Genomic DNA, 12,215 nt, shown 5'->3' with positions numbered 1-12,215 from the left:
TTTATTCACCCCATCGAACAACGCGTCGGGCCAGATATAAGAGGAACAAGCGTATCCGCTAGCGTTAAGTCGGGCAATCTCGGGATCAGAGAAAGTCTGCTGGACGTATGCTGACGGGGTGATTGAGCAGGTTCTGAACATGCTGCTGCTGGCGTGCTGGCTGGTTTCACTGGTCTGGTTGTATCGATCGGGCGTGATCGGGCCGAGCGGGCAGTTGCCGAGTCGGAGGTCGCCGATTGTGGCGATCGACGGGCTGGCGTCGATTTTTCTGGTGCTGGGCGGCTCGACGGTGTACGGCGTGGTGCTGGGGCGTCTGGCGATCGATCGTTCATCGGGGGAGGTGACGCTGGCGGCGGCGACGCTTGGGGGTCAGCTGGCGGGTCTGGGTGTGGCGTCTGTATACGCGTGGCTGTTGATGGTGCGTGGCGAGAAAGTGGAACTGGCGCCGGAATCTCGGATCGGTTGGATCCTTGGGTCGGGTTGTGTGCTCACGGTGACGCTCGGGATGGGGACGTCTGCGGTGGTGGCGGGGTTGGGGACGCTGGCGGGCTATCCGCCGCCGGCGATCGCGCATGAGGCGTTGCAGCGGATGGTTGATTTCGAAGAGCCGGCGGCGCTGGTGCTTCGGTTGGTGTCGGCGCTGGTGTTGGCACCGGTGTTGGAGGAGGTGGTGTTTCGGGGGGTGATTCAGCGGTCGATCCAAGATCTTCTTGGGCATCGTGTGTGGCGTGTGTGGGGATCGATCGTTCTGACTTCGGTGTTGTTTGGGGTGATTCATATCGGGGCGGTGTCGTGGTATGGACTGCCGGGGCTGGTGGTGCTCGGTGTGATCTTCGGCTGGCTGTATGCTCGGACCGGTCGGTTGTGGGTGGCGGTTGTTGCGCATGTGTTTTTCAATGCCTTGAATGTGGCGATGGCCTTTGTGCTTTATGGGGGTGGTCGGGTGGCGGGTGCTGCGTAGTCTGAAGCAGGAGTTGAATGATGAAGACGATTGAATGGGTTGGTGATGCATCGGGTGGGCATCTGCGGTTGCTGGATCAGACGAAGCTGCCGAGTGAGACGAGCTATCTGGACTGCCGGGATGTGCAGTCGGTTTGGGATGCGATTAAGCGGTTGTCGGTGCGTGGGGCTCCGGCGATCGGGATCTCGGCGGCTTACGGCTGTGTGCTTGGGGCGCAGAGCGGGCGGTTGGCTGAGGCGATTGCTCATCTGCGGACCTCGCGTCCGACGGCGGTGAATCTGTTCTGGGCGTTGGATCGGATCGCTGGGCTGGGGGAGGTGGATGTGGAGCGGGTGCTGGCGGAGGCGAAGCGGATCGACGAGGAGGATCAGGCGATGTGTCGCCGGATTGGGGAGCACGGGCTGGCGCTGATCGATCGGCTGGCGGGGCGGGGTGAGGGTGGGGAGGTGCGGCTGATCACGCATTGCAACACGGGGAAGCTGGCGACGGGTGGGATCGGGACGGCGGTGGCACCGGCTTATGTTGGGCAGGAGCTTGGGCGGAAGGTGACGGTGTTTGCGGATGAGACGCGGCCGTTGCTTCAGGGGGCGCGTCTGACGGCGTTTGAGTTGGGGCAGGCGGGGATCGATGTGCGGCTGGCTTGTGATGGGGCGGCGGGTGAGGTGCTGCGTAGCGGCGCTGTGGATGCGGCGATTGTGGGGGCGGATCGGATCGCGGCGAATGGGGATACGGCGAACAAGGTGGGGACTTGTGCGCTGGCGGCGTTGGCGAAGCATCACGGGTTGTCTTTTATTGTGGCGGCACCGGTCACAACTTTTGATCTGGCGACGGCGTCGGGCGCGGACATCCCGATCGAGCAACGGGCGGCGGAGGAGGTGACGGAGGGGATGGGCAGGCGGACGGCGCCGGAGGGTGTGGCGGTGTTCAACCCGGCTTTTGACATCACGCCGGCTGAGTTGATCACGGCGATTGTGACGGACCGTGGGGTCATCAGCCCGGTGACTGAGGCGAACGTGCGGGCGCACCTGGCTTGATTAGCCACTGGCTCGGATCGGTTTCGATGCGAGTGTGATCGTTAATCGTTGCAGCCAGCGCGGGCTTTTTCGAGGAGTCGGCTGAGGCGGTTGAGTTCGGTTTCGGAGAGGCGGCCGAGCTGTTTGTTATGGAGGTCTGTGAGGGGGGCGTCGAGTCGTTTGAGCAGGTCGAGGCCCTGTCGGGTGATGGAGACGAGGACGAGGCGGCGGTCTTCCTCGGTGCGTTGGCGGTCGGCGAGGCCCTGGGTGACGAGGCGATCGACCAGGCGTGTGACGTCGGGGACGCGGACCACGAGTTGCCCACAGATCTCCTGGCTGGGGACGGGCTGGGGATGGTGCCCGCGGAGGATGCGGAGGACGTTGTAGGCGGACTCGGAGAGGCCGTAGGACTTGAACAGCTTGGTGAAGGCCTCGGAGAGTTCGTGGTGGGTGCGGACGATGTTGAGATAGGCTTCCTGCGTGGGGCAGGTGAAGGCCTTCTTTTTGCCGAGTTCTTTCTGGAGGCGCGGCATGGCGGCGGGGTCCTTGCGGGTTCTGCTTTCAGGCTATCGTCACAACCATTGTTGCAACAGCTTTATTTCGGCGGGCTGGTTGGGTTTATGCTGTGGGTATGGTGAAGCAAGCATCGCAGGAAGACGGTCGCGCGGGCGGTTCCGGGTCCGGTTATGCGGAGGCTTCTGCCCCCCCCCTGCCCCCGCTTGACCCTGAGATTGGTCTGACGCCTGAGCGGCGGGGAAAGGTGCGGGATATCTATCGGGTGCGGCTCAAGGATGGTCGGCCGGCGGTGATGCTGGTGGCGACGGATCGGCTGTCGGCGTTTGATGTGGTGCTGCCTGACCCGGTGCCGGGGCGCGGGGCGATTTTGACGGGTCTGACGAAGTTCTGGCTGGAGAGGCTGTCGACTGAGTTGAAGGATGCGCCTGAGCATCATCTCTGGTCGACCGATCCGGCGGAGGTTGAGGGGTTGAGCCCAACGGTTATCCAGAAGCTGCGGGGGCGTGTGATGCTGGGTCGGCCCTGCGAGACGATCCCGATCGAGTGCGTGGCGCGGGGGTATCTCGCGGGCTCGGGGTGGCAGAGTTACCGAGTGGATGGCACGATTTGCGGGGTGAAGCTTCCGGAGGGTCTGCGGCTGGGCGATCGGTTGCCGGAGCCGATCTTCACGCCTGCAACGAAAGCGGAGACGGGACACGACGAGAACATCGGTTTTGAGGAGGCGGTGGAGCGGGTGGGTGAGCGGTTGGCGACGTGGATGCGTGAGAAGACGCTGGCGATCTATGCGTTTGTGCGCGATCACGCGGCGGAGCGCGGGTTGCTGCTGGCGGATACGAAGCTGGAGTTCGGGCTGCCGGTGAATGAGGCGGGCGTGGTGGACCGGGAGGCGGAGCCGATTCTGATTGATGAGGTGGCGACGCCTGACAGCTCGCGGTACTGGCCGGCGGAGGGTCATACGCCTGGCGTGGAGCCGGCGAGCTTTGACAAGCAGATCGTGAGAAACGCTTTGCAGGCGATGGTGGACGATGGGTCGTGGGACAAAAGCCATCCCGGCCCTCGGCTGCCGGCGGAGGTGCTGACGCGGACGGCGGAGCGGTATCGTGAGGTCTATCAGCGGCTTACGGGCTGAGTCGAGGTGTTGCGGGGTGGCGGGATTGGGTTTTGTGGCGGGGTGCTGGAGCGGGTATGCTGTCGCGTTCGAGCGATCGGAAGATCGGCTACGGGGTGTAGCTCAGCTTGGTAGAGCGCTTCGTTCGGGACGAAGAGGTCGTAGGTTCAAATCCTGTCACCCCGATTTGTGATGAATGCAGCTGACATCTGGCCTTGCTGATTCACTGGACAGTTTCATTGATTCATTTCTGTGGGAGTGGTTGGCTCAGGCTGTGGCTCCGACTTCGGCGAGGGTCTGGTGGACGAAGGGGATGGACATCGAGCCTTCGCCGACGGAGGTGGCAACGCGTTTGATAGAGCCGCTGCGGGCGTCGCCTATGGCGAAGATGCCGGGTCGTGTGGTTTCGAGGTAGAAGGGTGATCGGTCGGGCGCTTGTCCGTGGCGTTTCCAGTGATGGTTGAAATCCTTGTGGTGGGTGGCTTCGAGGCCTGTGAGGATGAAGCCGTGGTCGTCGAGCCCGCAGCAATCGGTGAGCCAGTCGGTCTTGGGTTCTGCGCCGATCATGACGAAGAGGGCCGCGCAATCGATGGTGGTCGTCTGGTCGTGAGAGGTGAGTTCGAGTGATTCGAGGTGAGCGTCGCCTTGCAGGGCTGTGACTTCGGTTTCGGTGACGAGTTCGATGTTGCTTTCGCGTTCGATTCTTCGGATGAGATACTCGGACATGGTGGCTCTGAGGTCAGCCCTGCGGATGACGAGGGAGACCTTGCTGGCGTGCTTGCTGAGGAAGACGGCGGCCTGGCCGGCCGAGTTGCCGCCACCGACGACGGTTACGGGACGCTCGGCGCAGTGGACGGCTTCGAGGTGGCCGGCGGCGTAGTAGAGGCCGACACCTTCCAGTCGATCACAGTTCTCTGCGGTGAGTCTGCGGTAGCGGGCACCCATGGCCAGCACCACGGCGTGGGCCTTGACCTGCTGGCCATCGTCGAGGGTCAGGGTTTTGTAATCGCCTTCGCAGACGATCGATGCGACGCTGACGGGGCTGCATAGCGTGGCTCCGAATTTGCGGGCCTGGAGGACGGCCTGTCTGGCGAGTTCCTGTCCGCTGATGCCTGTGGTGAAGCCGAGGTAGTTTTCGATCTTGCTGGATGTGCCGGCCTGCCCGCCCGGCGCGGAGGCTTCGAGGACGAGTGTCTTGAGGCCTTCGCTGGCGCCGTAGACGGCTGCGGCGAGGCCGCCGGGTCCGGCTCCGACGATGACGAGGTCGTAGATGCAGTCGTCGAGTTCTGGCAGAAGGCCGATGCAGCGGGCCACGTCTTTCAGTCCGGGGCTGCGGTGCACCTGGCCCTTGTTGATGAGTACCGGGAAGTCGGTTTTGGCGACCGAGAGGTTGTCGACGACGGCCTTGGCTTCGGGCTGGCTTTCGGGATCACGCCAGACGAAGGGGATCTGGTTGCGGCCGAGGAAATCGCGGAAGCCGTAGGTGCTGGGGCAGGATGCGGGCCCGAGGAGTTGGATCTGTCCGTACCCGTGGCCTTCGAGCCATGAACGGCGGGCCATGAAGGTGCGGAGGATCAGGTCACCGGCTTCGCTGTTCTCACGGACAAGGTCGCGGAGTTGACCGCTCGTCAGTTTGAGCACGCGAGTGGGCTCGTAAGCCCGGCATTCGGCGATGGTGGGGGCACCGGTGAACATCGAGATGTCGCCGATGAACATGCCATCGTTGACGGTGGAGAAGTAGGTGTTGGTTTCGGGTCGATTCCGGTCGAAGAAGACCACCCTGCCGGTTTCGATCACGAAGAAGGGTGCGTGTTTGAGGCCCTGCTCGAAAAGGACATCCCCGGGCTGGAAGGTCTGGCAGGTGGCGCGCTCGGCGATAAGGTCGATGAGATGACGGGGCACCACGGGGAAGATGGCCGGGTCTGACAGGTCGGCCATGTCATCGGCGGCTGTCCAGTTTGAAATCGACATCGAACAGCTCCGGGTCGTACGGGTGATCTGTGCATGATAGACCGATTCTGACGATCTCCGGCCGGGAATCGCTAGGCTGTATGCAGGAAGCTTGACCATGCGTGATCCATCCGATTCAGGTGCTCCGTCTCCCTGCTGCAGCCCGTCCACAACCGGTGGTGGCGAGCGGGTGTCGCTGGGTATCGACCGGGCGAGCAAGGGTCGTGATGAGCCGGCGAGTCTCGCGGGGATGGTTCGGATTCCTGCGGGGGACTTCCTGATGGGCAATGAGCGGGACAGGATGTTCCCGAACGATGGCGAGGGGCCGGTCCGGCGTGTGCGGGTGGATAGTTTCTGGATCGATGCGACGACGGTGACCAATGAGGCGTTTCGGGCGTTTGTTGAAGCGACCGGGTATCAGACTGATTCTGAGCGGATCGGGTGGTCGTTTGTGTTCAGGGGGCATCTGGCGAAGAAGTATGCGGAGAAGCTGGCGGCAACGCGGGCCGTGGTGGGGTTGGACTGGTGGCTGGCGGTGCCGGGCGCGAGTTGGCGGCGGCCGCTGGGTGAGCGGAGCGATCTGAAGGGGCTGTTGGATCATCCGGTGGTACACGTGAGTTGGAACGACGCGATGGCTTATGCACGCTGGGCGGGGAAGCGTCTGCCGACGGAGGCGGAGTGGGAGTATGCGGCGCGGGGCGGGCATGAGGGGCGTGTGTTTCCCTGGGGTGATGAGTTGGAACCGCAGAATCGGCACGTCTGCAATGTCTGGCAAGGGGCGTTCCCGGATCGGGATGCGGGTGCGGATGGTTATCGGGGCACTTGTCCGGCGGATGCTTTCGAGTCGAATGGCTGGGGGCTTTACAACTGCTCGGGGAATGTGTGGGAATGGTGTCACGACTATTTCAGCGCGACGTGGCATGCCGAGGAGCGGGAGGAGACGAGGGTGAATCCGAAGGGCCCCGCGGAGGGTGATCGTCGGCTACAGAAGGGTGGGTCGTATCTCTGCCATGTGAGTTACTGCAACCGTTACCGGCTGGCGGCGCGGATGGGCAACACGCCCGATTCGGCATCGACCAATGCGGGGTTTCGATGTGTGGCGGATCTGGCTGAGTAGCTGACGTCTGTCAGGGGACGGTGTTACCGATCGGGATCAATGCTTCGTAGGGGACCTGATCGAAGGTGATTTCCATTTCTTCGCCGGTACCGTTGAAGTCGGGCAGGATGAGGCGGAAGCCGTTGGGGGGGAAGGCTTCGCCTGAGGCGGAGAGGTAGAGGTGCTCGCCACGTCGGTATAGCTGGTAGCTCATCGGTCCGTAGCGGGTGGGTGCGTCGACGACGCGGACGCCGCGGCCGTCGAGCCATTCGGTCTTGATGCCCAGGCCGAGTAGGAGTTCGCCTCGTTCTTCGTCTTCCCAGACGAACATGCCGCGGACGGCGTTGACGAAGCCGGCGCCGACCCAGGTGTGGGGCATGTCGCCTATGAAACGTGGGGTTCGGTCGTCGCGGTAGGCGATCTCGGCCCAGTGGAGCCAGCCGGAGGGGTGCTGGTCCTGCGCGAGCCAGTCGTACATGGCGTGAGCTCGCTGGCGGTGTCCCAGTCGAATCATGGTGGCCATGACGCGGAGTTCGTAGGGGGTGTAGTCGAACCAGTTGCGGTCGTCGGAGGTGCGGAGCGCGAAGTCCTGCCAGTAGCGTTCAAAAGTGGCGTCCATGAGCTCTTTGGACAGGTGATGGACGAGCCCGCCAATGGAGACGGCGACGGCGGTGGAGGGTGGATCGAAGTCGCCCAGCTCGACGCAACCCGGGATGAAGTTGACGTTCTGCTCGGCGGCGGCCATCTCGATGGAGCGCATCATGGCGTCTCGGTGTTCGGCGGTCAGCCAGGCGAAGTGGGCGGCGTCTTCCTCGTGGCCGAGCCGTGCGGCGATGGCGGCGGCGTCCATGAATCCGCGGACGACGAAGGTGTTGTCCCAGTAGGCGTGCATCGGTTTCTCGGAGTAGCCCTCGTGGCTGATCGACTCGGGGACCAGGCCCTCGTAGGCGGTGCCGACGTATTCATCGGTAAGGCGTTGGTTGCGGAGGTCTTCCATGTAGACCACACCCTTGCGGATGGTCTCGTAGTGCTCGCGGGCTTTGGCTTCGTTGTGGGTGTGGTCGAGCAGGAGGCGGGCGAGGTAGATGAGCTGCCCGGTGGAGTCGTGCTCGTCGACGGGATCGGGTCCGCGGTGATCGACGACGCAGGGCACCTTGCCGTTGTCGTACTGGTAGGGCGCGTACCAGTCGAAGTAGCGTTGGACGGCCTCGGCCTGCCCTAGATTGACCAGGGCTTTGCCGGTGAGGGCGCCGTCGCGGATCCAGGAGCGTTCGTAGGTTCGTGAGCCGGGTTGGATGCGGACGCCATCCATGTTGATGAGGATGTAACCGACCTGGGCGCGGAGGCTGCGGAGCATGTTGCGGGCCGAGGCGTGATCGACATGGAAGAAGTCTTTGCCGAGTTGGCGGTCCCAGGCGTCGGCGCGGTCGGTGAGGCGTTGCTCGAAGTTGCGTTCGTTGAGGGCTTGCTGGACAGCCGCTGCCTCGGGCATGGTTTCGGGCGCGCCGAGTGGTGTAACGAGGTGGACCGAGGCTGCTTCGCCCGGCTGCAGGGTGCAGGTGATGGTGAAGACGCCGGAGGCGAGCCCTTGTTCGTCGTGAGCGACTTTGGTGCCGGGGAGTTGGCCAGCGGCGATCCATTCGGCGACTTCACCCATCGAGAAATCACCGGCGGCTGTCTCGTCTGGCGTCTCGATCATGCGCACGATGGTCTCGTCGTTGACGCGGAGGGCTGTGTGGTTGTCGACCACGGCGATGGCGTGGATGGGCGTGTAGCCGCCAACGAGATTCAGTCGCTGCCAGGGCGGGAGGACCTGGATGGGGCGGACGGCGAGGGCCAGTTCGGCGTCGATCGGTGTGTCCGAAGTGTTGCGGAGCATGTAGCGGGTGATGACGACCTCGGCACCGGAGGCGAGGGTTTCGGCGAGCGGGAGGACTTCGAGGTCGATGTTGTCGTGTTGGCGGAGCACACGGCTGATGGGCAGGTCGCCACGCTCGAGAAACTGCTCGTGCCGGGCTTCGGCCCAGGTGAGCAGGTCGTCATTGACGCGGAGGAAGGGCTCGACGGTGAAGCCGCCTTTGCTGAGTTCGAGGACGCCGTGCTCGCTGATGAGTGATTCGTAGGAGCTGGCGGGGTTGCCGATGACGTTCCAGAAGACCTGGCGTTGCTCGAAGACCATGGGCCAGTGGCCGCGGGGCTGCTGCTGGGCGTAGGCCATCAGCAGGTCGTTGGCGGGATCGATGCTCTCGATCGGTATGAAGCTCAGGCTGCGGAGATCGAGGCCTTTGGCGTTGGCGGTCTGGGTGGTGGTCAGGCGGAGGTAGCGGGCTTCGTGCTCCGGGGCGAGCATGGCGTCGATGCCGCCGTTTCCGGCCTTGGGTTGCGTGAGTGTGTGCCAGTGCTGACCGTCGCGCGAGCTATCCAGGCGGTAGGCGGTGGGGAAGCGGTCATTCCAGCCGATCAACAGGCCGGAGAATTCCCGTGGTTCGCCGAGGTCGATATCGATGGTGTGCACGTCGCCGGGTGTGGTGCTCAGGCCGATGGCTTGCGTGTCGGCGATGGCCGTCATCATCCGGAAGGCGCTGCCTGAGGCGGAGGTGCTGCGGAGGGCGACTTCGATGGGGCCGGTGGCCGGGGGGGCGGTGGGTTCGAGGCGGACGTTGTCGATCCATACGCTGCCGGCCCCGCCTTGCGAAGCGGTGACGACGATCTCGAGGGCGCCGAGGGCTTCGTGGATCTTCTCGCCGCCGGCCGGTCCCCAGGCGAAGACGAAGTGGCGACGTTTGAGTCGTAGGGTTTCGGTTTGCTGGGGAAAGGAGAAGTCGCGGCGGTTGACCCACCAGACGTTTTCCATGGATGGATCGATGAGCTTGACTTCTAGGGTGTTGAGCGGGCTGTCGCCCCGGATATCGAAGCTGAGGACAAAGTGTTCGGGGAGTTCGAGAGGCTGGTCGAAGGTCATCCGGGAGATGGCGTAGCCGGCGCCTGCGGCAAAGTTGAAGTCGATGCGGAGTTCCCGGTTGCCGTTGGCATCGGTCTCGATCGCGAGTGTCTGCTGGACGCCATCGGCGGGGAAGGGCTGGAACGCCTGCCGATCGCTGCCGTCGAAGAGCAGCTTGGCGCTGGCGGGGGCGATGCTGAACAGGCAGAGTGCCAGGAGGGGCATCAGCAAGCGAGATGGCGTCATGTCGAAGAGGCTCCGGAGGGATGAGGCGAAGCGGGCTGCACGCGTCGGTTCAGGATCGGCGACGCTGTGCGAACAGCGCTAGTCCGAGCAGCGTTGCAGCGGCAGGTTCTGGCACTGTGATCTGCTGACCGAAGTTGATGGCGAGATTGGAGAGATCGATAAGATCGATTAGGCCATCGGCGTTGGTATCTCCCTGCGCCCAGCCGCCAGCGTCGCCGAAGGAGGTGGCGAGCAGGGAGAGGTCGATGAGGTCCACCGTGCCGGAGAGATCGATATCGCCAAGCAGCGTGCCGGTGCCTTCGCCGAGGCTGGTATCGATCAGCGTGCTGATGAGCAGGTCGAGGTCAGCTGTATCGATGGAGCCGTTCTCATCGAGGTCGTACATCAACGCGGACTCGGCGATGGTCAGGCCGAGTTGGGCGGCGAGACGATCGATGTCATCTTCATTGACGAGTTGGTCGCGGGTGAAATCGCCGGGTATCAGGGGGTAGAACACCTTGTCGAGGGCTTCGGCGATGTCGGGGATGTCGGCGAAGTCTGAGGCGTCGTCGTAGAGGTACTCGAACAACGCCATGGTCGAGAGCGCGGTGTTCCAGAAGTCGTGAAAGGCTCGGACTTGAGAGGGCTGGCTGGCACCGGTGGTCCAGCGGGCCGAATCCGAGAGGCCAAGCGGGCCTTCGAGGTCGTTGATGAGGTGGTGGCGGAGGGCGGCATCGGCTGCGGACTCGTCGCCGAGGAAGGCGAAGCCGACGGCCCAGGGCATGAAGAGGTCCGGGATGCCGAAGTTGTTGTAGGCGCTGAACTGTTCGTAGGGTGCGCCGGTGGTGTCGGCCCCGGCATCGGGCTGAAGGAATTCGGCTCGGCCGATCGAGGCGAAGTAGGCGGCCACTTCCTGCTGGTAGAGCTCGGCGTTTCGTTGAGGATTACCGGCAAACGTCTGTGCGGGGAAGGTGTCGTTGCCCCGGTCGCCGGTATCGACGAAGAGGGACATCAACCACTGCGTGAAGGGCGGGCGGAACTGGCTGAAGGTGCTGACGAGGTGTTCTCGGTCGGGATCGACGAGGTGTGCTTTGGTGCGGAAGATGGCCGAGTGGTACTGCTCGGTGATGGGGACGTGGTTGTCGTCGGAGAGGTGGGCGGCCAGCGAGATCAACCAAGGTTCGCCGGAGTAGGTGTTGTAGGTGCCCTCGATCATCTGGTTGGTGCTGGTGTTGTAGGCGAGGCTCCAGCCACGGGTGCTGCCTTCGGTGTCGCTGAAGGCGTCCCAGTCGAAACGGTTCTGGAGGGTGTCGATCGAATCACGGAGCGGCTGCGGGGTCGATGAACGGTGCTTGTAGCGGTGGAGGCCGAGGGAGAGAAAAGCCGTATCGATGTTGGTTTCCTCGGCGACGAGGTCGTTGGCGAGGGTGGTCCAGTTGAAGTAGCGGCCGGGCGCGTGGTCGGCGCTGTCCATGATGGTGTTGAAGGTCTGGACGATGGTGGTGATGTAGGCGTCTGCCTCGGCGGGATCCACCCAGCCGTTCTCAACAGCGCGTGGGAGCATGGTGACGACGCCGGCCGTGGCGTTGATGGCACCGTGGCCGGAGGTGGTTGAGTGCGTGGGGATGAGCCCGTTGACACGGTTGCGGGAGCCCCAGAGGCCGTCCCATTGTCGTTTAGCGACTCTCTCGGCGAGGTCGCGGGTGGGCAGGGTGTTGACATCGACAAAGCCGCCGGGCTCGACGAAGTTCATGCTGTCGACGTAGATGCTGCCTGTGACGGCCCGGCCCTGATCGGCTCGGATCACCAGGCCGACGGACTTGGCGCGGTCGAGGAACGCCGACTCGCTGCCGGAGGGGATGCCGGTGAGGTTCCAGCCGGGCGTGGTGAGGTCGAGTGGGATGCTGTAGGGCTGCCAGCCTCCGCCTGCGGGGACGGTGATGGGGCGTGAGGCGAGGTGGCCGCCGCCGTCGCGGTAGTCCTTGATTTCGAAGTCGAGGGTAAAGGCTTCGCCGGAGTCGTTGCGGAGGTAGAAGTCGATGGACTCGAAGCCGGAGATGTCGCGGCTAGCGGCGAACTCACCCGTGGAGCCGTAGGCGGCGAGGGCGTTCTGGACGAAGCCGAAGCCGTTCTGGGGAACCGATGCGGCGATGCGGTAGCCGGCGTTGCCGTCCTGGCGGACGGCGGTGGTTCGAGCGAGGCTGGTGTTGAAGGTCAGAGGGCTGCCGCCGAAGCGGTTCGTGAAGGTCTCTCGGGTCTCGGCGTCCCAGAAGGGGACCACCGAGAGGTCATTGGATGCGGCGGCCGTCAGCGGAAGGCTGAGGCAGGTGGCCAGAGTCAGAGCTAAGCGGTTTGGGGAGGTAGCCATGGGGTCCTCACAGCATGAACCACAGGCGGGGAAAAGC

Annotated in this window: 8 protein-coding genes and 1 tRNA gene; 5 read left to right on the top strand and 4 right to left on the bottom strand. The window is 63.9% G+C overall.

The genetic code is table 11. The features are described from left to right. Positions 1 to 118 precede the first annotated feature (118 nt). Together ACQZAB_RS06910 and mtnA are read left to right on the top strand one after the other, a co-directional pair. Positions 119 to 961, top strand: coding sequence for a lysostaphin resistance A-like protein (locus ACQZAB_RS06910; protein ID WP_428388303.1), 843 nt, complete (start codon positions 119 to 121; stop codon positions 959 to 961). Positions 962 to 981: 20 nt separating this feature from the next. Next, positions 982 to 1,995, top strand: a complete 1,014-nt coding sequence (gene mtnA / locus ACQZAB_RS06905) for an S-methyl-5-thioribose-1-phosphate isomerase (protein ID WP_428388301.1) — start codon at positions 982 to 984, stop codon at positions 1,993 to 1,995. A gap of 41 nt (positions 1,996 to 2,036) precedes the next feature. Here mtnA and ACQZAB_RS06900 read toward each other — a convergent pair whose 3' ends face one another. After that, positions 2,037 to 2,507, bottom strand: a complete 471-nt coding sequence (locus tag ACQZAB_RS06900; protein ID WP_428388299.1) for a MarR family winged helix-turn-helix transcriptional regulator — start codon at positions 2,505 to 2,507, stop codon at positions 2,037 to 2,039. A 98-nt stretch (positions 2,508 to 2,605) separates the two neighbouring features. Between ACQZAB_RS06900 and ACQZAB_RS06895 the strand changes: the two genes are divergently transcribed. Both ACQZAB_RS06895 and ACQZAB_RS06890 read left to right on the top strand, forming a co-directional pair. Further along, positions 2,606 to 3,619 (top strand): phosphoribosylaminoimidazolesuccinocarboxamide synthase, encoded by a 1,014-nt coding sequence (locus tag ACQZAB_RS06895; RefSeq protein ID WP_428388297.1) that lies wholly within the window; start codon positions 2,606 to 2,608, stop codon positions 3,617 to 3,619. A gap of 91 nt (positions 3,620 to 3,710) precedes the next feature. Beyond that, positions 3,711 to 3,784 (top strand) — tRNA-Pro (locus ACQZAB_RS06890). Between the two features lie 81 nt (positions 3,785 to 3,865). Here the strand turns inward: ACQZAB_RS06890 and ACQZAB_RS06885 are convergent. Further along, positions 3,866 to 5,569, bottom strand: coding sequence for an FAD-dependent oxidoreductase (locus ACQZAB_RS06885; RefSeq protein ID WP_428388296.1), 1,704 nt, complete (start codon positions 5,567 to 5,569; stop codon positions 3,866 to 3,868). Between the two features lie 97 nt (positions 5,570 to 5,666). On the opposite strand from ACQZAB_RS06885, the gene ACQZAB_RS06880 reads away from it, so the two are divergent. Next, on the top strand, positions 5,667 to 6,665 hold the full coding sequence (locus tag ACQZAB_RS06880) for a formylglycine-generating enzyme family protein (RefSeq protein WP_428388294.1): 999 nt from the start codon (positions 5,667 to 5,669) through the stop codon (positions 6,663 to 6,665). A 10-nt stretch (positions 6,666 to 6,675) separates the two neighbouring features. On the opposite strand, the gene ACQZAB_RS06875 is transcribed toward ACQZAB_RS06880, so the two are convergent. Continuing rightward, a complete protein-coding gene (locus ACQZAB_RS06875; protein ID WP_428388292.1) occupies positions 6,676 to 9,831 on the bottom strand; it encodes a discoidin domain-containing protein in 3,156 nt (1,051 codons plus the stop codon). A gap of 49 nt (positions 9,832 to 9,880) precedes the next feature. After that, on the bottom strand, positions 9,881 to 12,178 hold the full coding sequence (locus ACQZAB_RS06870) for a hypothetical protein (protein ID WP_428388290.1): 2,298 nt from the start codon (positions 12,176 to 12,178) through the stop codon (positions 9,881 to 9,883). Positions 12,179 to 12,215 lie beyond the last annotated feature (37 nt).

This window comes from Mucisphaera sp. (assembly GCF_965279675.1).
Taxonomy (GTDB): Bacteria; Planctomycetota; Phycisphaerae; order Phycisphaerales; family Phycisphaeraceae; genus Mucisphaera.
The sequence above is the reverse complement of the archived record's forward strand: the minus strand, read 5'-3'. Positions and strand labels throughout refer to the sequence as shown.